Raw genomic sequence first — 20223 nt, 5'->3', positions numbered from 1 at the left:
CCCATGTCTGCTGTTCTGCAAACCCCTTCGCTCACCCTGGTGCGCAACCCCAACCCACAACGCAAGGACTGGTTCGATGAAACCCCGGCCCGCACCAGCGTGGAGGCCGAGCGCCGCCACCGCAAGGAGCGCCTGGCCGTGGCCTTCCGCCTGTTCGCCCGCTTTGGCTTTGACCACGGTCTGGCCGGCCACATCACGGCGCGCGACCCCGAGTTGACCGACCACTTCTGGGTCAACCCCCTGGGCCTGCACTTCTCGCAGATCAAGGTGTCCGACCTGCTGCTGGTCAACTCGCAGGGTGAGATCGTGGTGGGCCAGGGCCCGCTCAACCGGGCCGCCTTCGCCATCCATGCCGCGCTGCACGAGGCCCGCCCCGACATCGTGGCCGCGGCCCACACCCATTCGACCTACGGCAAGGCCTGGTCCACCCTGGGTCGTGAACTCGACCCCCTGACCCAGGACGGCTGCGCCTTCTACCAGGACCACGCCCTGTTCGACACCTTCAGCGGCGTGGTGCTGGAGACCGACGAGGGCTTCCGCATCGGCAAGGCGCTGGGCCAGCGCAAGGCCGTGATCCTGAAGAACCACGGCATCCTGACCGCCGGCCCCTCGGTCGAGTCGGCCGCCTGGTGGTACATCGCGCTGGACAACGCCTGCCACACCCAGCTGCTGGCCGAAGCCGCCGGCAAGCCGCAGCCGATCCCGCATGACGTGGCCGTGCTGACCCACAGCCAGGTCGGCCGCCCGGGCGGCGCCGAGTTCTCGTTCAAGGGCTTCTACGACATCATCGTGCGCGAGCAACCCGAGGTGCTGCAGTGAACGCCCCGCTGAGCTGGGGCCAGACCGCACGCGCCCTGGCCGTCGAGTTCGCGGCCCGTGCGCCGGCGCATGACCTGGATGGCAGCTTCCCGTTCCGCAACTTCGACGACCTGCATGCTGCCGGCCTGCTGACCCTGGCCGCCCCGGTGGCCTATGGCGGGCAGGGCGCCAGCCTGGGCCAGCTCACCGATGTGGTGGGTGCCGTGGCGCATGGCGACCCGGCCACCGCCCTGGTGCTGACCATGCAGTACATGCAGCACCGTGGCATGGGCCGGCGCCACAAGCCCTGGCCCGAGGCGCTGGCGCGCCGCGTGGTGCAGGATTCGCTGCAGCGTGTCAGCCTGTCCAATGCCCTGCGGGTCGAGCCTGAGCTGGGCACGCCTGCGCGCGGCGGTCTGGCGGCCACCATCGCCCGGCGTCAGCCCGACGGCGGTTGGCGCCTGTCGGGGCGCAAGATCTACTCCACCGGAGCACCGATCCTGGCCTGGTACCTGGTCTGGGCCCGCACCGACGACGAGCAGCCGCGCACCGGCTTTTTCCTGGTACCCGCCGGCCTGCCCGGCACCCGCATCGAGAACACCTGGGACCACCTGGGCCTGCGCGCCAGCGGCAGCCACGACATCGTCTTCGAAGACGTGTTGCTGCCCGCGGACGCGCCGCTGGAGCTGCGTGCCCCGGCCGACTGGGGCCAGGGCGACCTGCTGATGCAAGGTGAAATGGCCGCCTTTTTTGCGGCCTTGTACACCGGGGTGGCCCGCGCCGCCCGCGACTGGGTGGTGGGTTTTTTGCACGACCGCAAACCCAGCAGCCTCGGCGCGGCGCTGTCCACCTTGCCACGGGCGCAGGAGCACCTGGGCCAGATCGAGGCCTTGCTGAAGGTGAACCAACGTCTGATCGACAGCCTGGTCTCCGACCTGGAAGCCGGCCTGGAGCCCAACTACGCCGACAGCGGCATCGTCAAGTCGGTCACCACGCACAATGCCTTGCAGGCCGTGCAGCAGGCCGTGGCCCTGAGCAGCAACCACGGCCTGGCCCGGCGCAACCCGCTGGAACGCCACCTGCGCGACGTGCAGTGCGGCGTGGTGCACACCCCGCAGGACGACAGCGTGCACATCGCGGCGGGCCGCCGCGCACTGGGGCTTTGAACACGCCAGCCTGAGCCCTTCGGTGCAGCCCGCGTGCTGCCCGCCACCCGCATGGCCGGGCCCTGAAAAGGGCCTGGCCATCGGTGCTGGGCGGGTGCTTTTGCTTGCTCGTTTTGGCGATAAGGTGCTGCCCAAATATTCGTTTTCTGCGGCGGGCAACTGGCGAAGAATCGCGTCCTTTTCAGAGGCCATCGACGCTGTCGAGGCCTATGAAGTGACCCAACCCCCAGGACGCATCCGCCATGAACTTCCAGCAACTCCGATCGGTGCGAGAGGCCGTGCGACGCGGCTTCAACCTCACCGAGGTGGCCCAGACCCTGAACACCTCGCAACCCGGCGTGAGCCGGCAGATCCGCGAGCTGGAGGATGAGCTCGGCATCGAGCTGTTCGTGCGCGTGGGCAAGCGCCTCACGGGCCTGACCGAGCCCGGCAGCCATGTGCTGCCCATCATCGAGCGCATCCTGCTCAACAGCCACAACCTGCGCAAGGCCGGGCAGGAGTACGTGGCGCCGCGCAGCGGCCAGCTGTCGGTGGCGGCCACGCACTCGCAGGCCCGATACGCCCTGCCGCGGGCGGTCAAGCAGTTCTCGCAGCACTTCCCCGAAATCCGGCTGCACCTGCACCAGGGCACGCCCCAGCAGGTGGCCGCCATGCTGCTGGCGGGCGAGGCCGATGTGGGCATCGCCACCGAGGCGCTGGCCCAGTTCGAGGGCCTGGTGGCCTTGCCCTGCTACCGCTGGAGCCACTCGCTGGTGGTCCCGCCCGGGCACGAGCTGCTGCAGCACGACGGCCCGGTGACGCTGAGCCGCCTGGCCGAGTTTCCGCTGATCACCTACGACACCGGCTACACCGGCCGCTCGCACATCGACGAGGCCTTTGCGCACCACCAGGTGCAGCCCGAGATCGCGCTGACCGCCATGGACGCCGACGTCATCAAGACCTACGCCGAGCTGGGCATGGGTGTGGGCATCGTGGCCAGCATGGCCTTCGACCCGCTGCGCGACAAAGGCCTGCGCGCGCTGGATGCCAGCCACCTGTTCGGCTTCAACCTGACCCGGTTGGCCGTGCGTTCGGGCACCTACCTGCGCTCGTATGAAGAGTCATTCATCGAGGCCTTTGCCCCCAGCCTCACGGCAGGCGTGGTGCGTGCCGCGCTGGACGAAGGCCGTGCCCCCACCCGCTTGGCGGCCACCGCGCCACCGCCCCCGCCGCCGCCACCACCGCCCGAGCCCTGGCCCCTGTTGGGTGCGGCGCAGCCTGCCGTGCCCGCCCTGGCGGACTGAACCCACCCCGTGCCGGGAACCTGGCACCCGGCACATATCGATCACCGCAAATCTTCGTTGGCTAAGGGGTCTGCGGCGCCTACGGTGTCGCATCTCAGTTCCATTCATCCCCGAAAGGTCTTTCATGACAACACGACAACTCAAACTCGGCTTTGTGCTGCATGGCGTGGGCGCCGGCTGGGGCGATTGGCGCCACGAGGCCGCGCTGGCCGACGGCAGCGTCAATTTCAAGTTCTATGCCGAGCAGGCCCAGCTGGCCGAACAGGGGCGCTTCGAGTTCCTGTTTGTGGCCGACAGCGTGCACATCACCGAGCGCTCCAGCCCGCACTACCTGAACCGATTCGAGCCCCTCACCATCCTGTCGGCCCTGGCCGCGGTCACCTCCAAGATCGGCCTGGTGGGCACGGTCACGGCCAGCTACAGCGAGCCCTTCACCGTGGCGCGCCAGTTCGCCTCGCTGGACCACATCAGCGGTGGTCGCGCCGGCTGGAACGTGGTCACCTCGTGGCTGGACGGCAGCGCGCGCAACTACAGCCAGGCCGAGCACTACGCGCACGATGTGCGTTACCGCCTGGCCAACGAGCACCTGGATGTGGTGCAAGGCCTGTGGGACAGCTGGGAGGACGATGCCCTGGTGCGCAACAAGGCCACCGGCCAGTTCTTCGACCCGGCCAAGCTGCACCGCCTGGACCACCAGGGTGAGTTCTTCCAGGTCGAGGGGCCGCTGAACATCGCCCGCTCGCGCCAGGGGCAGCCGGTGATCTTCCAGGCCGGTGCCTCGGAAGACGGCAAGAACTTCGCGGCCCGGCGGGCCGACGCGATCTTCTTCCATGCCGACACCCTGCCCGAGGCCCAGGCCTACTACCGCGACGTGAAGGCCCGTGTGGCCGCCGCCGGCCGCGACCCGGCCCAGGTCTTCCTGCTGCCCGGCATCCGTCCCATCGTGGGCCGCACTGCCGAAGAGGCCGAGGCCAAGTACCAGATCGCCGCCTCGCTGGTGCCCATCGAGAACGCCCTGGCCGCGCTGGCCCGGCCCTTCAACGACCACGATTTTTCGGTCTACCCGCTCGACGAGCCCTTTCCTGACCTGGGTGATATCGGCAAGAACAGCCAGCAGGCCGCCAGCGACCGCATCAAGCAGGTGGCACGCGAGCGCGGCTGGACGCTGCGCCAGGTGGCCCAGTGGCATGCCGCGCCCAAGCGCACCTTTGTGGGCACGGCCGAGCAGGTGGCCGACGAGATCCAGCGCTGGTTCGAGAACGAGGGCGCCGACGGCTTCAACTTCTTCGAAGCCCTGCCCAACACCTCGCTGAAAGACTTTGTGGCGCTGGTGGTGCCACTGCTGCAGGCGCGCGGCATCTACCGCACCGAGTACCCGCACGACACCTTCCGCGCCCACCTGGGGCTGCCGGTGCCGCCCAACCGTTACACCGTGGCCCGTGAACAGGCTCAGGCGCAAGCCTCTGCGCCCGCACCCGCAGCGGCCACCGAGGCGGTGGCGGCCTGATGGGCGCGCCGAATTCGGACCGCCTGGTGGTGCTGAACCCGCTGGGCGAGGCGGTGGGCGAGCGGATTGCCGCGGTGGACCCGCGCCTGGTGGTGATCAATGACCGCGAGGCCCCCGGTTGGGCCAGAGCGCATGAGGCCGATGTGCTGCTGACGGCGCCCGGCCACGGCTGGCGGCAGGCGCCGGCGCAGGCCCCGTCGGGCTGGCCGGGCACGCTGCGCTGGGTGCACACCGCCTCGGTGGGGGTGGATTTTTTTCCGCCCTGGCTGCTGCAGGTGCCCCAGGTGAGCTGCGCGCGTGGCGTGGCCGCCACCCCGATTGCCGACTATGTGCTGTCGGCCCTGCTGGCGCACAACCAGCCCTGGGCCGAGCGCCGCGTGAACAGCCCCGAGGCATGGCGGCGCGAGTTCGAGCGGGCCGAGGCCCAGCCGCTGCGCCTGCTGGCCGGCCAGCACCTGGGCCTGCTGGGCTTTGGCGCCATCGGCCAGGCCGTGGCCCGGCGCGCCCTGGCCTTTGGCATGCAGGTCACGGCGCTGCGCCGCAGTGCCGCGCCCCTGGGTGAGCCGGGCGTGGCCCAGGCCCGCTCGTTGCCCGAACTGCTGGCCCAGGTGGACCACCTGGTGCTGGCGCTGCCCATCACCGCCGAGTCGCGCCATGTGATCAACGCCGAGGCCCTGGCCCATGCGCGGCCCGGCCTGCACCTGGTGAACATCGCCCGGGGTGCCCTGGTCGATCAGGAGGCCCTGCTGCAGGCGCTGGACAGCGGTCGCCTGGGCGCGGCCACCCTGGACGTGACCGACCCCGAGCCCTTGCCGGCCGGCCACCCGCTGTACACCCATCCCCGCGTGCGTCTGACGCCCCACATCTCATGGGCGGCAGGCGAGGTGCAGACCGCCACGGCCGACAAGTTCATCGACCAGCTCCAGCGCTACCTGAAGGGCGAGCCGCTGGCTGATCTGGTCGATGCCCAGCGCGGCTATTGACGGGCATGCGCCACCGTTCTTCTTTTCAGACCCCCAACACCAACCCACCCTCCATGAACAAGACCGACTCTTTGCTTTCCCGCCGTCACCTGTTGGGCGCAGCCCTCACGGCGCCTGCCTGGCTGCCAGGCGGCCTGGCCCAGGCCGCCAGCCCGGCCTCCACGGTGGACCCGGCCGAACTCTCCAAGGTGACCCTGCGCATCGGCACCTACAAGGGCAACTGGCGTGCCCTGCTGACGGCGGCCAAGCTGACCGACACCCCTTACAAGATCGAATGGCGCGAGCTGAACAACGGTGTGCTGCACATCGAGGCGCTCAACGGCGACGCGCTGGACCTGGGCTCGGGCAGCGAGATCCCGGCCCTGTTCGCGGCCCGGCAGAAGGCCCAGGTGCGCTTCATCGCGGTGGTGCGTGAAGACCTGAACAACCAGGTGACCGTGGCCCGCAAGGACACGGCCATCCGCAGCATCGCCGACCTCAAGGGCAAGCGGGTAGGCTATGTGCGTGCCACCACCGCGCACTACTTTCTGAGCAAGCAATTGGCTGAGGCCGGCCTGAGCTTCTCGGACATCCAGGCCATCAACCTGAGCCCGGCCGACGGCCTGTCGGCCTTCGACCGGGGCGACCTCGATGCCTGGGCCATCTATGGCTACAACGGCCAGATCGCCCGCCTCAAGTACGGCGCGCGGGTGCTCAAGACCGGGGTGGGCTACCTGTCGGGCAACTTCCCCATCTACGCCAACCCCAAGTCGATCAGCCAGCCTGCCACCCAGGCCGCCATCAGCGACTACCTGCTGCGCCTGCGCCGTGCCTACCTGTGGGCCAATCAGAACTACCTGGAGTACGCCCGCGTGATCGCCGACGAGACCCGCATTCCGGTGGGCGACCTGATCGAGCTGTGGAACAACCGCAGCGCCGATTTCGATCTGCGTGCGGTGTCCGACAGCGTGGTGAAGGGACACCAGGACGTGGCCGACACCTTCCAGAAGCTCGGCGTGCTGGACGGCCCGGCCGAGGTGGCCCCGCTGTGGGACCGCCGTTTCGACAAGCTGTTCAAGGCTTGAATCGCCAGGGGCCTCGGCCCTGGCCTCATGAAAAAAGCCGACCCAGGCCTGAGCCCGGGTCGGCTTTGTTTTGGGGCTGATGCTGACTGAGTGGGTCAGCCGCGGCCGCTGCTCAGGCGGCGCACCACCGCGATGAAGCGGTCCACCTCTTCGCAGGTGTTGTAGAACGCCAGCGAGGGGCGCACGGTGGCCTCCACGCCGAAGCGGCGCAGGATGGGCTGGGCGCAGTGGTGGCCCGAGCGCACCGCGATGCCCTCTTCGTTCAGGGCCCGGCCCACCTCTTCGGTGGTGTAGCCCTTGAGCACAAAGGACAGCACGCTGGCCTTGTCGGCGGCGGTGCCGATCAGGCGCACGCCCGGGATGGGCGCCAGCAGGTGGGTGGCGTAGGCCAGCAGGTCGTGCTCGTAGCGCGCGATGTTGTCCAGGCCGATGCGCTGCACATAGTCGAGGGCGGCGCCCAGGCCCACCGCGTCGGCGATGTTGCCGGTGCCGGCCTCGAACTTGTTGGGCGGCGGCTGGAACACCGTGCGCTCAAAGGTCACGTCGGCAATCATGTTGCCGCCACCTTGCCAGGGCGGCATGGTGTCGAGCAGCTCGCGCCGGCCATAGACCACGCCGATGCCGGTGGGGCCGAAGATCTTGTGCCCGGAGAACACGAAGAAATCGGCACCGATCTCCTGCACATTGACGCGCAGGTGGCTGACCGACTGGGCCCCGTCCACCAGGGCCCGGGCCCCGGCCGCATGCGCCATGGCCACGATCTCGCGCACCGGCACCACCGTGCCCAGCGCGTTCGAGACCTGGGTCACGGCCACGATCTTGGTGCGCGGGTTGAGCAGCTTGCGGTACTCGTCGAGCAGCACCTGGCCGGTGTCGTCCACCGGGATCACGCGGATGCGGGCACCCTTTTGCGCCGCCAGCTGTTGCCAGGGCACGATGTTGGCGTGGTGCTCCAGGTTGGAGACGATGATCTCGTCGCCTTCGCCCACGTTCTGTACGCCCCAGGTCTTGGCCACCAGGTTGATGGCCTCGGTGGCGCCACGCACAAAGATCACCTCGTCCACCGACTGGGCGCCGATGAAGGCCCGCACCTTTTCACGCGCACTTTCGTACGCGTCGGTGGCGCGGGCAGCCAGCTCGTGCGCGGCCCGGTGGATGTTGGAGTTCTCGTGGGCGTAGAAGTAGGCCAGACGGTCGATCACCGATTGCGGCTTGTGCGTGGTGGCGGCGTTGTCGAACCACACCAGTTGCTTGCCGTTGACGCGCTCCTGCAGGATCGGGAAGTCACGGCGCACCGCGTTCACGTCCAAGCCGGCCGGCCGTTGTGCGGCCTGCTGGTGAGGCAGGGGGGTGCTGGCACCCCCCACGCTGTCGCTCGCGCTGGGCACAAAGTAGTAGCTGGAGCCGGTGCCCGCCGGCGCGGCCGCCTGGGAGCCTGCCGGGCTCTTGCTGCTGCTCAGCAGGGCGCGCAGCTCGTCCGCCCCGGGCAGGCCGAAGGACTGGGCGCTCACGCGGTCATCCCGCGGTGCTGCCACGGCCGGGCCGGTGCTGGGGTAGCCGCTGGCTTCGCCAAGGAAGTAGTACGGTGTGGACGGCGTGGAGGGGGGCTGGGCGCTCGGCGCAGCCGCCACCTGGGGCACGCCCAGGGCCTGGCCGCCGAAGCGGCTGTCCAGTGCTGGGGCGGCCACCACGGCGGTGTCGGGCAGGCCGTTGGGCGCGGCCGCGTGCGGCTGCAGCGAGGGCGTGGAAGCCCCCAGCGACAGCACGCTTTGCGGGTTGTTGGGCGCCACATTGGCCCCCGGCGCCAGGGTGCCGGGCAATTGCGGGCCCTGCGTCAGCGGGCCGGTGGAGGTGCCACCGGGCAGCACATTGGCTGGCGCGGGCACGCCCCCCAGGGCCTGCGGCGCCGTGGGCTTGGGCAGCCCGCCGGGCAGGGCCGAGAAGAACTCGCCGGCCAGGCGCGTCAGCGTCGCCACATCAGGCAGGCCCGGCGGTGCCGAGCCGCCCGGCAGCGCGAGCTCACTTGTAGGTGTCAGGGTAGTCATGGAACTTGCCGATCTCAACGTCTTCCAGAACCGCCAGGGCGTCATCCGACTGCACCACCAGCGAGCAGTACAGGCTGATCAGGTAGCTGGCGATGGCGCTGCGGTTGATGCCCATGAAGCGCACCGACAGGCCCGGGCTCTGTTCGCCGGCCAGGCCGGGCTGGTAGACGCCGACCACGCCCTGGCGCTTGTCGCCCACGCGCAGCAGCAGGATCTTGGTCTTGCCGTCGGCCACCGGCACCTTGTCGCTGGGGATCAGTGGGATGCCGCGCCAGGTCAGGAATTGCGAGCCGAACAGGCTCACGGTCGGGGGCGGCACGCCGCGGCGGGTGCATTCGCGGCCGAAGGCGGCGATGGCCAGCGGGTGGGTCAGGAAGAAGGCGGGCTCTTTCCAGACCTTGGTGATCAACTCGTCCAGGTCGTCGGGGGTGGGGGCGCCGGTCAGCGGGTAGACGATCTGCGAGGGCGCGACATTGGCCAGCAGGCCGTAGTCGGGGTTGTTGATCAGTTCGCTTTCCTGCTTTTCCTTGATCGTCTCGATGGTCAGGCGCAGCTGTTCCTTGATCTGGTCGTGCGGGCTGCTGTACAGATCACTGACGCGGGTGTGCACATCGAGCACGGTGGAGACCGCGTTCAGGAAGTACTCGCGCGGCGCGTCTTCGTAGTCGACGAAGGTCTGCGGCAGCTCGGACTCATCGCGCTTGGCGCAGGCCACCAGCACGTCTTCGGGGTTCTTGACCTTGTTGAGGCGGTAGATGCCGGCCTCGACGGGCACCCATTGCAGCAGGTGCGTCAGCCAGCGCGGGCTGATGGTGGAGAGGACCGGAACGGTCTTGGTGGCATTGGCCAGTTGCCGTGCAGCGCTGTCGCTGAGGGCTGCCTGGGCGTTTTGATGTTCCGACATGGAAGACTCCGCAGTGGTTGAAAGGAAAAAATGTCAGCTGGCAGTGTCTGGCGGCTTCGAGCGGCGTTCAACAGGCTATAGCCGTCAAGCGAAGACCGCTGATCAGCCTTTGTTGCGACAGGCGTTCGGTCTGGGCCAGCAGGTTGCTGGGGCTCTGGCCCAAGGCACGGGCCAGCTTGTCCAGCGTGATCAGCGAGGGCACGGCCTGGCCGCGCTCCAGCTCGCCCACATAGCTGCGGTTGAGGTCGGCACTTTCGGCCAGGCGCTCCTGCGACCAGCCCAGGCGTTCGCGTTGCTGGCGCACGGCCAGACCGAAGAGTTGGGGCAATTGAGTGCTCATGGGGTGCTCATGGGGTGCTCAGGGGTTGACCTCGGCCTGGCCATGCTGTGAACGCGCCTGGGTGATGTGGGTGCCCGGTGCCAGGTCGTGCGTGAGCCACACATTGCCGCCCACGGTGGAGCCCCGGCCCAGGGTGACGCGGCCCAGCACGGTGGCGCCGGCGTAGATCACCACCTCGTCTTCGACGATGGGGTGGCGCGGTAGGCCTTTTTGCGGGTTGCCCTCGTCATCGGTGGGGAAGCTCTTGGCTCCCAGCGTGACGGCCTGGTAGATGCGCACGCGCTCGCCGATGACGGCGGTCTCGCCAATCACCACGCCCGTGCCGTGATCGATGAAGAAGCCGGCCCCGATGCGGGCACCGGGGTGGATGTCGATGCCGGTCTCGCTGTGCGCCAGCTCGGCCACGATGCGTGCCAGCAGGGGCACGCCCAGCTCGTACAGACGGTGCGCCACGCGGTGGTGGATCATGGCCTGGATGCCGGGGTAGCACAGCAGCACTTCGTCGACGCTGCGTGCTGCCGGGTCGCCCGCGTAGGCGGCCAGCACATCGCTGTCCAGCAGTTCGCGCAAGCCCGGCAGCGAGTGGGCAAAGTCGCGCACGATCTGCTCGGCGCGCAGCTCCAGCGTGGCGGCATCGACCGAGGGTTCGTGCTTGTGGGCGTAGCGCAGCTCCAGCTGCACCTGGCTGAGCAGCGACTGCAGCACCGTGTCCAGCGTGTGGCCCACGTAGAAATCCTCACCCTCCTGGCGCAGATCCGGTGGGCCCAGGCGCATCGGGAACAACGCGCCGCGCAGCAGGTCCAGGATCTGGGTCAGCGCCTCACGCGAGGGCAGCTCGCGCCCACCGGGCTCGTTGGAGCGTTGCTGCGATTCGCGCCAGCGCCGTCGCGCCTCGGCCAGCTCACGCACCACCTGGTGCACGTCGAAGGGGGATGGGCGCACCTCAGGCGCGTCCGTCGGGTGGGGCAAGGGCAGGGCATGCAAGGTCATGGGTGGGCGCGTTCTGCAAGAAGGGGAAAAGAGGGGGTGGGCTCAGTCCTGCACCCAGGGCAGGCCGCGGAAACGCCAGCCATCGCTGCCGCCCCGATGTTGGGCGGCATCGATCTCGCCCTCGAAGCCCTCGAGCACATTGAAGACCGCCGTGAACCCGGCCTTGGCCGCCGCCTCGGCCGCCAGGGCCGAGCGCTTGCCGCTGCGGCACAGCAGCAGCACCGGGGCGTGCTTGGGCACCTTGGCCTCCAGCTCGCGGGTGAAGCGGGGGTTGCGCGTCAGCGCGGTGCCGGTGGCCCAGGCCACATGCAGGCTGCCCGGCACGTGGCCGACAAACTTGCGCTCTTCGGTCGAGCGCACATCCACCAGGGCGGCGTCGCCGGCTTCAAACAGGGCCCAGGCCTGCTGGGGCGTGACGCCGCCCGCATAGGGCAGACCGGCCGCCTGGGCCGCGGCATGTGCTGCGCTCAGGGCTTCGGGAAGGGTGTTTTCGACAGGGGTGGCAACAGACATCTTGAAAGCCTTTCTGGGTCTTATCGAGGCCGCATCGCAGTGAATCGGCGGCTGACAAGCACTCTAAAGACGGGCTTTCAAAACTCAAAAGAATGATTTCTCTCTTTCTAATGAGGGAAGTGTCTGATGCGTGTCGAGGTGTTGAATGTGTGAAGGCGCCCCTCAGCGCTGCACCCCCCAGCGCCGCACGGTGACCCGCTCCAGGGTGGAGAACACCAGGCTTTCGACCAGCAGGCCGATGACGATGACCAGGGCCAGGCCGGCGAAGACCTTGTCGGTGTAGAGCTCGTTGCGGTTCTGGAAGATGTACCAGCCCAGACCGCCCTTGCCCGAGGTGGCGCCGAACACCAGTTCGGCCGCGATCAGGGTGCGCCAGGCAAAGGCCCAGCCGATCTTCAGGCCCGAGAGGATGGCGGGCAGGGCGGCCGGGATGAGGATCTGCACCACGTAGCGGATGCCGGTGAGGCCGTAGTTGCGACCGGCCATGCGCAGGGTTTCGGGCACGGCCTGGAAGCCGGCATAGGTGTTGAGGGCCAGTGGCCACAGCACCGAGTGGATGAGCACGAACACCAGGCTGCCCTGGCCCAGGCCGAACCACAGCAGGGCCAGGGGCAGCAGGGCGATGGCGGGCAGGGGATTGAACATGGCGGTCAGGGTGGCCAGCAGGTCGCGGCCGAACTGGGTGGACACGGCCAGGGTGGTGAGGCCCAGGGCCAGGGCCATGCCGGCCAGGTAGCCTTTGAGCAGCACGGCCAGCGAGAGTTGGGCGCGCTGCAGCAGCTCGCCGCTGAGCAGGCCTTCGACCAGGGCGCGGGCGGTGGCACCAAAGGTGGGCAGCAGCAGGTCGTTGTCCTGCCAGCGGGCCAGCGCCTCCCACAGCACGGCGAGCAGCAGCAGGATCAGGCCGCGGCGCAGGCCGGGCTGTTGCCAGGCGCGGGCGGCCAGGGGCAGGGGGCGCGCCAGCGGGATGCCGGGCAGCGGGGGCAGGGTGCGTTCGTATTCGGGGCGCACCGGGGGCGTCGGCAAGGCGGTCGTTGGGGTGCTCATGCAGCGTTTCTCCAGGGGGCGGCCTGATCGGCATTCAGCAGGGTTGCCTGGTGCGGTGCCTCTTCGAACAGCAGGTGGTGGATGCGTTGGGCCGCGGCCTGGAAGTCGGGGCTGCCGGCGCTGTGCAGGTCAAAGGCGTGGCTGTTGATCTCGGCGCGCACCCGGCCCGGGTGGGGCGACAGCAGGCCGATGCGGTTGCCCACCACCAGGGCCTCTTCGATGGAGTGGGTGACAAACACCAGGGTGAAGCGCAGCGCGTCCCACAGGGCGAGCAGCTCCTCTTGCATCTTGCGCCGGGTCAGGGCGTCCAGCGCGGCGAAGGGTTCGTCCATCAGCAGCACCTGGGGTTGCATGGCCAGGGCGCGGGCAATGGCCACGCGCTGCTTCATGCCGCCCGAGAGCTGGTGCGGGTAGACGTGGGCAAACGAGGCCAGGCCCACCTTGTCGAGCACATCGAGGGCGCGTTCGCGCGCCTCGGCGCGGCCCAGGCGGCGCGAGGCCAGCAGCGGGAACATCACGTTGGCCAGTACCGTCTTCCAGGGCGGCAACTGGTCGAACTCCTGGAACACCACCATGCGGTCGGGGCCGGGGCCGCGCACGGGCTGGCCCTGCAGGCGGATCTCGCCTTCGGTGGGGGTGATGAAGCCGGCAATCGCCTTGAGCAGGGTGGATTTGCCGCAGCCCGAGGCGCCGAGCAACACGAAACGGTCGCCCTGGTGCACGTCCAGGCTGATCTGGTGGGTGGCGCGCACCACGCGCTGCGGGCTGCGGTACTCCAGGCTCACGCCATCGATCTGCAGCCAGGGGGCGGGCTGGGTCGGGCGGGGGGTGTCAGGCATGCGGGGCACCGTGCTCAGTTGCCCGACTGGGCGGCGGGGCTGTCAAAGAAGTAGTCCTTGACCGAGGTGGGCTTGTTCTTGATCGCGCCCACCCGGTGCATGAACTGGCCCAGGCCCAGGGTGTTCTGGGGCGTGGTCTTGAACTGCACTTCGGGGTTGCGGATGATCTTCAGCAGCAGATCGCGATCGGTCTTGGCGTGGGTGACCCGAAGGTAGGTGTCGGCCGCCTTCTCGGGGTTGGCCGTGATGAACTGGGCCGCTTCGTCCAGGGCGGCCACCAGGGCCTTGTAGGTCTTGGGGCTGTCTTTGTAGAACTTCTCGGTGGCGTAGAGCACGGTGGCCGACGAGGGGCCGCCTTGCACGTCGTAGCTCTTGAGCAGCACGCGGGCCTGCGGGTTGCCGGCCAGCTCCTGCTCCTGGAAGGGCGGGTTGCCGAAGTGGGCGGTGATCTCGGTGCCGCCCTTGATGATGGCGGCGGCTGCCTCGGGGTGGGGCAGGGCCACGCTGAGCTTGTCGAGGCGGTCGAACTCGGCATCGCCCCACTTCTTGGCCGCGGCCATCTGCAGGATGCGCGACTGCACCGACACGCCCACCGCCGGCAGGGCGATGCGGTCCAGGCCGGTGAAGTCGGCAATGCTGTTGACCTTGGGGTTGTTGGTGACCAGGTAGTACGGGAAGTTGCCCAGCGAGGCCACGCCGCGCACGTTCTGCTTGCCGCGGGTGCGGTCCCACAGGGTGAACAAGGGGCCGACGCCAGCCCCGGCGACCTCGATCGAGCCCGACAGCAGGGCATCGTTGACGGCGGCGCCGCCCGACAGCTTGACGAATTCAACCTGGATGTCGATGCCGGCGGCCTTGCCGTGCTTTTCGATCAGCTTCTGGTCTTGCGCCACGTTGAGCAGCAGGTAGACGATGCCGAACTGCTCGGCAATGCGCAGCTGGCCTTCGGCGGCCTGGGCCTGCAGGGGGGCGAGACTGCTCAGCAGCAGGGCGGTGCTGCTGGCCAGGGCGGCGGCACGCCGTGCCAGGCGACGGGAAAGAGTGTGTTTCATGACGGTGTTGGGACTAGGGGCGGGAAGGGCTCAGTAGGCGACGTCACCTTCGATGGTCACGCGGTAGAGCTTGCGGCGCAGGTGGTCGGGCGTGCCGGCCGCCAGGTGCAGCACCGAGCGGTTGTCCCAGAACACCAGGTCGTGCGGCTGCCACTGGTGGCGGTACTGGAACTGCGGCTGCACGCTGTGGGCGAACAACTCGGCCAGCAGGGCCCGGCTTTCGTCTTCGGGCACGCCCAGGATGCGGGTGGTGAAATGCTCGCTGACGAACAGCGCCTTGCGTCCGGTTTCGGGGTGGGTGCGGACCACGGGCTGGGCGACGGGCTTGACCTGGGCCACCTGCTCGGGGCTCAGGTTGGGGCGCCAGGGGCTGCGGGCCTGCAGCTCGGCATAGCGGGCCAGGTAGTGGTGCTCGGCCTTCAGGGGCGCGATGGTTTTCTTCAGCTCGGCGCTCAGGGTGTCCCAGGCCAGGTGCTGGTTGGCGAACAGGGTGTCGCCGCCTTCGGAGGGCAGTTCGTGCGCATGCAGCAGCGAGCCCAGGCTGGGCTTCTCTTTGTACGACAGGTCGGAGTGCCAGAACACGCCAGCATCACCCAGGCCGATGGGTTTGCCGTTTTCGAGGATGTTCGAGACGATCAGCACCTCAGGGTGGCCTGGCAGGGCGAAGGTGTTGAGCACATGGATCTGCAGCGGGCCGAAGCGCCCGCTGAAGGCCACGTGCTGATCGGGCGTGAGGCTGGCCTGGTCGCGGAACACCAGCACGTGGTGGTCCAGGTGGGCCTGGTGGATACGGCGGAAGTCGTCGGTGTTGACCGGGCGCGACAGGTCCAGGCCGATCACCTCGGCGCCCAGCGCGCCGTCAAAGGGGCGGATGTCGAAGGTCTGGGCCGGTGCCGTGGCAGCGGCAGAGGTTTGGGGGGCAAGCGTGGCGGACATGGTTCGGTGCTCTGGGTTGGGTTCTCCTGGCCGAGCCAGGGGACGATGGCTGGGCAGGGCAGGCCCGCGCGAGCGGGCCTGGGGCGTCAGGCCGGGCTGGCCTCGACCTCGGTGGCTTGAATGGCCTGGCGAGCCAGGACGGCCGGGTGCGCCGGCCGGGGCAGGCCCAGGTGCTCGCGCAGGGTGCGGCCGGTGTACTCGGTGCGGAACAGGCCGCGGCGGCGCAGCTCGGGCAGCACCCCCTCGATGAAGTCGCTCAGGCCGTGGGGCAGGGTGGGGCCCATCACGTTGAAGCCGTCGGCGGCGCCGGTCTGGAACCAGTGCTCCAGCTGGTCGGCGATCTGCACGGGCGTGCCCACCAGGGTCCAGTGGCCACGGGCCGAGATCACCTTCTGGTAGAGCTGGCGCAGGCTGAGGTTCTCGCGGCGCGCCATGGCGCTGAACAGGTCTTGCCGGCTTTGCCAGCCTTCGGTGCGCGGCAGCTCGGGCAACGGGCCGTCCAGCGGGTAGCCCGACAGGTCCACCCCACCCAGGAAGGCCGACAGCAGACCCAGGCCTTGCGCGGGGTCGATCAGCGACTGCAGGGCTTCGTATTTGTCTTGTGCCTCGGCCTCGCTGCGGCCCACGAAAGTGGACACGCCGGGGAGGACCTTCAGGGCGTCCGGGGAGCGTCCGAAAGCCGGGAGCCGGGCCTTCAGGCCCTGGTAGAAGGCACGCGCCTCTTCCACGGTCTGTTGGGCGGTGAAGACCAGCTCGGCGGTCTCGGCGGCCAGGTTCTGGCCGTCTTCCGACGAGCCGGCCTGGACCATCACCGGGTAGCCCTGCACGGGGCGCGGCGTCTGCAAGGCGCCGTGCACCGAGTAGTGCGGGCCCTCATGGCTCACGCGGTGCAGCTTGGCCGGGTCGAAGAACTGGACGGCCTGGGCGTCGAAGCGGAAGGCGTCGTCCTCCCAGCTGTCCCACAGGCCTTGGGCCACTTTCACGTATTCATGGGCGCGTTGGTAGCGACTGGCGTGGTCGGCCTGCTGGTCCAGGCCGAAGTTGCGGGCCTCGAAGTCGGAGCCTGAGGTGACCAGGTTCCAGCCTGAACGGCCCTCGCTGAGGCGGTCCAGGGTGGCGAATTTGCGGGCCAGGTGGTAGGGCGGCAAGTAGCTGGTCGACACCGTGGCCACCAGGCCGATGCGCTCGGTGGCGCCGGCCAGGGCCGTCAGCAATTGCAGCGGCTCCAGCATGTAGGGCAGGGCGTTGCGCGCCAGCAGGTGGGCTGGCGCGTCGGACAGGCCCACGTTGTCGGCGCAGAAGATGGCGTCGAACTTGGCGGCTTCGGCCAGGCGTGCCAGGCGCTGGTAGTGCGCCAGGCTGGCGGCGCCGGCCGGATCGACGTCCGGATGGCGCCACGCTGCGAGATGGTGGCCCACCCCGAACAGGAAGGCCCCCAGGTGCATTTGGCGAGGGGATGGGCTCATGACGGGGGTGGTTTTTTTGTTGTCAGTGAACGCCGGGGATCAGAGCTTGGCGATCGACACTTCGGTCGACTTCACCAGGGCCACGACCTCGGAGCCGATGGTCAGGCCCAGATCGTCCACCGAGCGGGTGGTGATGACGGAGGTGACGATGCCCCAGGGGGTTTCGACATCGATTTCGGACACGACATCACCGCGGATGATTTCGCGGACCTTGCCCTTGAACTGGTTGCGGACGTTGATGGCTTGGATGGACATGGCTTGCTTTCTGAAAAGTGAAAAGAACGGGTTGGAAAAAGAGGCGTTGCAACAGAGGGGTTGGCGTCAGACGATCTCGGCCACGGCCTCGAAGGCCAGGCGCGGGCCGCGCGGGTGGGTGCCCGCCGGGTCGCCCACGCCCAGGTTGACGATGAAGTTGGTGCTGTAGCGGCCGTCCGGGAAGAAGGCGGCGTCCACGGCGGCCGGGTTGAAGCCCGACTGCGGGCCGGCGTCCAGCCCCAGCGCGCGGGCGGCCAGGATCAGGTAGGCGCCTTGCAGGCTGCTGTTGCGGAAGGCCGTGGCCTGGGCCAGGGCGGCGTTGCCGTCGAACAGGGGTTTGGCGTCGTAGGCCGGGAACTGGCTGGGCAGGTGCTCCTGGAAGCGGCTGTCCTGGGCCACGATCACGCTCACGGCGGCCGCCTCGGTCTGGGCCTGGTTGCCGGCCGACAGGGCCGGCTTCAGGCGGGCCTTGGCCTCGGCACTGCGCACGAACACAAAGCGTGCCGGTTGCGCGTTGAAGGCGGTGGGGCCCCATTTCAGCAGCTCATACAGCGCGTGCAGCGTCTCGTCCGGCACGGGCACGGGCTTGAAGGCGTGCACGGTGCGGGCACTGCGAAAGAGTTGGTCCAGTGCCGCATCGGGCAGGGCGTTCAAGGCGTGGGTCATGGCCGGAGTGCTCCAGGTTCAGTGGGTGGGCGCGTCGGGTCTCAACGCGGCGAGTAGATCTGGTCGAACGAGCCGCCGTCGGCAAAGTGGGCCTTGTCGGCCGTGGTCCAGCCGCCGAAGGCTTCGTCGATGGTGAACAGCTTGAGCGGCGGGAACTGCGAGGCGTACTTGGCCTTGGCCTTGGCATCGGTGGGGCGGTAGAAGTTGCGACCCGCGATGTCCTGACCTTCTTCGGAGTAGAGGTAGCTCAGGTAGGCCTCGGCCACCTTGCGGGTGCCCTTCTTGTCGACGTTCTTGTCGACCACGGCCACCGAGGGCTCGGCCAGGATGCTGATCGAGGGGGCCACGATCTGGAACTTCTCGGCGCCGAACTCCTTCAGCGCCAGGAAGGCCTCGTTCTCCCAGGCCAGCAGCACGTCGCCCACGCCGCGTTGCACGAAGGTGATGGTCGAGCCACGGGCCCCGGTGTCGAGCACCGGCACGTTCTTGTAGAGCTTGCCCACGAACTCCTTGGCCTTGGCGTCGCCACCGTACTGGCGCTTGGCGTATTCCCAGGCGGCCAGGTAGTTCCAGCGGGCACCGCCCGAGGTCTTGGGGTTGGGGGTGATCACGGCCACGCCGGGCTTGACCAGGTCGTCCCAGTCCTTGATGCCCTTGGGGTTGCCCTTGCGCACCAGGAACACGATGGTCGAGGTGTAGGGCGAGCTGTTGTGCGGCAGGCGCTTGATCCAGTCCTTGGCGATCAGGCCGCCGTGGTTGGCCACGGCATCCACGTCACCGCCCAGGCCCAGCGTGACCACGTCGGCGTCGATGCCGTCGATCACCGAGCGGGCCTGCTTGCCCGAGCCGCCATGCGATTGCTTGATCGACACGTCCTGGCCGGCCTTGGCCTTCCAGTACTTGGCGAAGGCGGCGTTGTAGTCCACATACAGCTCGCGTGTCGGGTCGTACGACACATTGAGCAGGTTCACGGTCTGCGCTGCGGCCGGCAGGGCCGTCAAGGTGCCGGTCGCCAGGATGGCGGCGGCGGCAGCCAGCAGGGGCAGGCGGAAGAAGGAACGACGGCTGGACATGGTGTGGGCTCCGATGGAATGAGGTTGGGGGTTTTTTATGGAATGGTCAGATTCTGAAAACCCGCGATCCAAACGCGAACGAATAAGAACAATGGTTCTTATGCGGTTTTGTAGTTAGCAAGGCGGGGCGGGCTTTCCGGCGGGGTGGGGCATGGTTGATGTTGCGGGCGCAACCATTGGGGCAATCACCTAGTTGTGCGCGCAACTAAATGGCTTAAATTCCGGTCTGTCGTTTGATCCAGGGCAAAACGCCGCCGGCGCGAGCGGCAAGACAAAAGCCTTCCCCACACCCAAGAGACTGACCATGCACCTGCCCCACCTCACACTGCCCCGCCGCGCCTGGCTGCTTCTGGCCCTGGCCGGCGTGGCTGCCCCTGCCGTCGCGGCCGAACCCTATCCCGCCAAGCCCGTCGAGTGGGTGGTGCCTTACCCCGCCGGCGGCGGCACCGACGTGGTGGCGCGCACCCTGGCCGAGGCCATGGGCAAGGCGCTGGGCCAGCCCATCGTCATCAACAACAAGCCCGGCGCAGCCACCAACATCGGCGCCGAGTACGTGGCCCATGCCAAGGCCGATGGCTACGTGCTGCTGTCGGCCGACACGGCCACGCTGGCGGCCAACCCGTTCCTGTACGCCAAGCTGGCCTACAGCGCCGAAAAAGACTTCGCCCCCATCGGCCTGACGGTGCGCTTTCCGATGATCCTGGTGGTCAATCCCCAGGTGCCGGTCAAGACGCTGGCCGAGTTCAGAGCCTGGGCCAAGACCCAGAACGGCGCCAACTACGCCACCCCGGGCGCCGGCAGCCCGCACCACCTGGCCACCGAGCTGCTCCGCGCCCAGGCAGGCCTGCAGCTCACCCATGTGCCCTACCGCGGGGCCGCCCCGGCGGTGCAGGACGTGGTGGCCGGTCAGGTGCCCTTCATGTTTGTCGACACCGCCAGCGGCTACCAGTTCATTGCGGCCGGCAAGCTGCGCCCGATCGGCGTGGCCAGCCCGCGCCGGGTGCCCAACTTCGAGACCATCCCCACGCTGCAGGAGCAGGGCCTGAAGGGCTTTGAGGCCTATGCCTGGCAAGGCCTGGTGGCCCCGGCCGGCACGCCGCCCGAGGTGGTCGCCAAGCTCAACACGGCCTTGCTGGGCGCCCTGGGCTCGACCGCCGTCAAGGCCCGGCTGCAGACCCTGGGGCTGGAATCCATTCCCGGCACGCCGCGCCAGATGGCCGATTACGCGGCGGCCGAGCGCGCCAAGTGGGGCCAGGTCATCCAGGCCAGCGGCATCAAGCTGGATTGAGGCCGACC

General features: G+C 68.7%; 20 protein-coding genes. 7 read left to right on the top strand and 13 right to left on the bottom strand.

Annotated features, from left to right (window positions below):
* Positions 1 to 3 precede the first annotated feature (3 nt).
* The 6 genes from L880_RS0126795 (at position 4) to L880_RS0126770 (ending at position 6801) form a co-directional block, all read left to right on the top strand.
* Positions 4 to 819, top strand: a complete 816-nt coding sequence (locus L880_RS0126795; RefSeq protein ID WP_027478209.1) for a class II aldolase/adducin family protein — start codon at positions 4 to 6, stop codon at positions 817 to 819.
* Positions 816 to 1964 carry an acyl-CoA dehydrogenase family protein gene (locus L880_RS0126790; RefSeq protein WP_027478208.1) on the top strand — a complete coding sequence of 383 codons (1149 nt, stop codon included), beginning with the start codon at positions 816 to 818 and terminating at the stop codon, positions 1962 to 1964. Before L880_RS0126795 ends, L880_RS0126790 begins: the two co-directional genes overlap by 4 nt.
* 242 nt (positions 1965 to 2206) lie before the next feature.
* Positions 2207 to 3247, top strand: a complete 1041-nt coding sequence (locus L880_RS0126785; protein WP_027478207.1) for a CysB family HTH-type transcriptional regulator — start codon at positions 2207 to 2209, stop codon at positions 3245 to 3247.
* A 124-nt stretch (positions 3248 to 3371) separates the two neighbouring features.
* Entirely contained in the window at positions 3372 to 4754 is a 1383-nt protein-coding gene (locus L880_RS0126780; protein WP_043330795.1) for an LLM class flavin-dependent oxidoreductase, read from the top strand.
* Positions 4754 to 5737, top strand: coding sequence for a D-isomer specific 2-hydroxyacid dehydrogenase family protein (locus L880_RS0126775; RefSeq protein WP_027478205.1), 984 nt, complete (start codon positions 4754 to 4756; stop codon positions 5735 to 5737). Before L880_RS0126780 ends, L880_RS0126775 begins: the two co-directional genes overlap by 1 nt.
* A 53-nt stretch (positions 5738 to 5790) precedes the next feature.
* Positions 5791 to 6801, top strand: coding sequence for an ABC transporter substrate-binding protein (locus L880_RS0126770; protein ID WP_027478204.1), 1011 nt, complete (start codon positions 5791 to 5793; stop codon positions 6799 to 6801).
* 95 nt (positions 6802 to 6896) lie between these two features.
* Here the strand turns inward: L880_RS0126770 and L880_RS0126765 are convergent, their stop codons facing one another.
* The 13 genes from L880_RS0126765 to L880_RS0126705 all read right to left on the bottom strand — a co-directional run bounded on the left by L880_RS0126765 (position 6897) and on the right by L880_RS0126705 (position 18927).
* Positions 6897 to 8846 carry a family 2A encapsulin nanocompartment cargo protein cysteine desulfurase gene (locus L880_RS0126765; protein ID WP_027478203.1) on the bottom strand — a complete coding sequence of 650 codons (1950 nt, stop codon included), beginning with the start codon at positions 8844 to 8846 and terminating at the stop codon, positions 6897 to 6899.
* Entirely contained in the window at positions 8821 to 9750 is a 930-nt protein-coding gene (locus L880_RS0126760) for a family 2A encapsulin nanocompartment shell protein (RefSeq protein WP_019574858.1), read from the bottom strand. Before L880_RS0126760 ends, L880_RS0126765 begins: the two co-directional genes overlap by 26 nt.
* Before the next feature lie 67 nt (positions 9751 to 9817).
* Positions 9818 to 10090, bottom strand: a complete 273-nt coding sequence (locus L880_RS0126755; RefSeq protein ID WP_027478202.1) for a helix-turn-helix domain-containing protein — start codon at positions 10088 to 10090, stop codon at positions 9818 to 9820.
* 18 nt (positions 10091 to 10108) lie between these two features.
* Positions 10109 to 11080: a serine O-acetyltransferase EpsC gene (epsC, locus tag L880_RS0126750; protein ID WP_027478201.1), complete on the bottom strand. Its 972-nt coding sequence runs from the start codon at positions 11078 to 11080 to the stop codon at positions 10109 to 10111.
* 42 nt (positions 11081 to 11122) lie between these two features.
* Complete coding sequence (locus L880_RS0126745; protein ID WP_027478200.1) at positions 11123 to 11593, bottom strand: rhodanese-like domain-containing protein; 471 nt, start codon at positions 11591 to 11593, stop codon at positions 11123 to 11125.
* A 162-nt stretch (positions 11594 to 11755) separates the two neighbouring features.
* Positions 11756 to 12640, bottom strand: a complete 885-nt coding sequence (locus tag L880_RS0126740) for an ABC transporter permease (RefSeq protein WP_027478199.1) — start codon at positions 12638 to 12640, stop codon at positions 11756 to 11758.
* Entirely contained in the window at positions 12637 to 13479 is an 843-nt protein-coding gene (locus L880_RS33745) for an ABC transporter ATP-binding protein (RefSeq protein ID WP_051443623.1), read from the bottom strand. The genes L880_RS0126740 and L880_RS33745 overlap by 4 nt, the downstream gene beginning before the upstream one ends.
* Positions 13480 to 13493: 14 nt before the next feature.
* Positions 13494 to 14531: an ABC transporter substrate-binding protein gene (locus tag L880_RS0126730; RefSeq protein WP_027478198.1), complete on the bottom strand. Its 1038-nt coding sequence runs from the start codon at positions 14529 to 14531 to the stop codon at positions 13494 to 13496.
* A 30-nt stretch (positions 14532 to 14561) separates the two neighbouring features.
* Positions 14562 to 15467, bottom strand: a complete 906-nt coding sequence (locus L880_RS0126725; RefSeq protein WP_019574851.1) for a TauD/TfdA dioxygenase family protein — start codon at positions 15465 to 15467, stop codon at positions 14562 to 14564.
* An 86-nt stretch (positions 15468 to 15553) separates the two neighbouring features.
* Positions 15554 to 16933 carry an LLM class flavin-dependent oxidoreductase gene (locus tag L880_RS33740; RefSeq protein WP_043330793.1) on the bottom strand — a complete coding sequence of 460 codons (1380 nt, stop codon included), beginning with the start codon at positions 16931 to 16933 and terminating at the stop codon, positions 15554 to 15556.
* Between the two features lie 39 nt (positions 16934 to 16972).
* The gene (locus L880_RS0126715; protein WP_019574849.1) at positions 16973 to 17188 is read right to left on the bottom strand and encodes a TOBE domain-containing protein; all 216 of its coding nucleotides are present in this window, start codon (positions 17186 to 17188) and stop codon (positions 16973 to 16975) included.
* A 66-nt stretch (positions 17189 to 17254) separates the two neighbouring features.
* Positions 17255 to 17854 carry a malonic semialdehyde reductase gene (locus tag L880_RS0126710; protein ID WP_043330790.1) on the bottom strand — a complete coding sequence of 200 codons (600 nt, stop codon included), beginning with the start codon at positions 17852 to 17854 and terminating at the stop codon, positions 17255 to 17257.
* A 41-nt stretch (positions 17855 to 17895) separates the two neighbouring features.
* Positions 17896 to 18927 (bottom strand): sulfate ABC transporter substrate-binding protein, encoded by a 1032-nt coding sequence (locus L880_RS0126705; RefSeq protein ID WP_027478196.1) that lies wholly within the window; start codon positions 18925 to 18927, stop codon positions 17896 to 17898.
* A 304-nt stretch (positions 18928 to 19231) separates the two neighbouring features.
* Here L880_RS0126705 and L880_RS0126700 point away from each other — a divergent pair, with 304 nt between their 5' ends.
* Positions 19232 to 20215: a Bug family tripartite tricarboxylate transporter substrate binding protein gene (locus L880_RS0126700; RefSeq protein WP_043330788.1), complete on the top strand. Its 984-nt coding sequence runs from the start codon at positions 19232 to 19234 to the stop codon at positions 20213 to 20215.
* Positions 20216 to 20223: the final 8 nt, after the last annotated feature.

Origin of the sequence: Curvibacter gracilis ATCC BAA-807 (assembly GCF_000518645.1) — a bacterium.
Classification (GTDB): Bacteria; Pseudomonadota; Gammaproteobacteria; order Burkholderiales; family Burkholderiaceae_C; genus Curvibacter; species Curvibacter gracilis.
The sequence above is the reverse complement of the archived record's forward strand: the minus strand, read 5'-3'. Positions and strand labels throughout refer to the sequence as shown.

What these genes read in the sequence shown, in the direction of transcription:
- L880_RS0126795 (WP_027478209.1), top strand. Translation starts at nt 4, where the DNA reads ATGTCTGCTGTTCTGCAAACCCCTTCGCTCACCCTGGTGCGCAACCCC.
- L880_RS0126785 (WP_027478207.1), top strand. Translation starts at nt 2,207, where the DNA reads ATGAACTTCCAGCAACTCCGATCGGTGCGAGAGGCCGTGCGACGCGGC.
- L880_RS0126780 (WP_043330795.1), top strand. Translation starts at nt 3,372, where the DNA reads ATGACAACACGACAACTCAAACTCGGCTTTGTGCTGCATGGCGTGGGC.
- L880_RS0126775 (WP_027478205.1), top strand. Translation starts at nt 4,754, where the DNA reads ATGGGCGCGCCGAATTCGGACCGCCTGGTGGTGCTGAACCCGCTGGGC.
- L880_RS0126770 (WP_027478204.1), top strand. Translation starts at nt 5,791, where the DNA reads ATGAACAAGACCGACTCTTTGCTTTCCCGCCGTCACCTGTTGGGCGCA.
- L880_RS0126765 (WP_027478203.1), bottom strand. Translation starts at nt 8,846, where the DNA reads ATGACTACCCTGACACCTACAAGTGAGCTCGCGCTGCCGGGCGGCTCG.
- L880_RS0126760 (WP_019574858.1), bottom strand. Translation starts at nt 9,750, where the DNA reads ATGTCGGAACATCAAAACGCCCAGGCAGCCCTCAGCGACAGCGCTGCA.
- L880_RS0126755 (WP_027478202.1), bottom strand. Translation starts at nt 10,090, where the DNA reads ATGAGCACTCAATTGCCCCAACTCTTCGGTCTGGCCGTGCGCCAGCAA.
- epsC (WP_027478201.1), bottom strand. Translation starts at nt 11,080, where the DNA reads ATGACCTTGCATGCCCTGCCCTTGCCCCACCCGACGGACGCGCCTGAG.
- L880_RS0126745 (WP_027478200.1), bottom strand. Translation starts at nt 11,593, where the DNA reads ATGTCTGTTGCCACCCCTGTCGAAAACACCCTTCCCGAAGCCCTGAGC.
- L880_RS0126740 (WP_027478199.1), bottom strand. Translation starts at nt 12,640, where the DNA reads ATGAGCACCCCAACGACCGCCTTGCCGACGCCCCCGGTGCGCCCCGAA.
- L880_RS33745 (WP_051443623.1), bottom strand. Translation starts at nt 13,479, where the DNA reads ATGCCTGACACCCCCCGCCCGACCCAGCCCGCCCCCTGGCTGCAGATC.
- L880_RS0126730 (WP_027478198.1), bottom strand. Translation starts at nt 14,531, where the DNA reads ATGAAACACACTCTTTCCCGTCGCCTGGCACGGCGTGCCGCCGCCCTG.
- L880_RS0126725 (WP_019574851.1), bottom strand. Translation starts at nt 15,467, where the DNA reads ATGTCCGCCACGCTTGCCCCCCAAACCTCTGCCGCTGCCACGGCACCG.
- L880_RS33740 (WP_043330793.1), bottom strand. Translation starts at nt 16,933, where the DNA reads ATGAGCCCATCCCCTCGCCAAATGCACCTGGGGGCCTTCCTGTTCGGG.
- L880_RS0126715 (WP_019574849.1), bottom strand. Translation starts at nt 17,188, where the DNA reads ATGTCCATCCAAGCCATCAACGTCCGCAACCAGTTCAAGGGCAAGGTC.
- L880_RS0126710 (WP_043330790.1), bottom strand. Translation starts at nt 17,854, where the DNA reads ATGACCCACGCCTTGAACGCCCTGCCCGATGCGGCACTGGACCAACTC.
- L880_RS0126705 (WP_027478196.1), bottom strand. Translation starts at nt 18,927, where the DNA reads ATGTCCAGCCGTCGTTCCTTCTTCCGCCTGCCCCTGCTGGCTGCCGCC.
- L880_RS0126700 (WP_043330788.1), top strand. Translation starts at nt 19,232, where the DNA reads ATGCACCTGCCCCACCTCACACTGCCCCGCCGCGCCTGGCTGCTTCTG.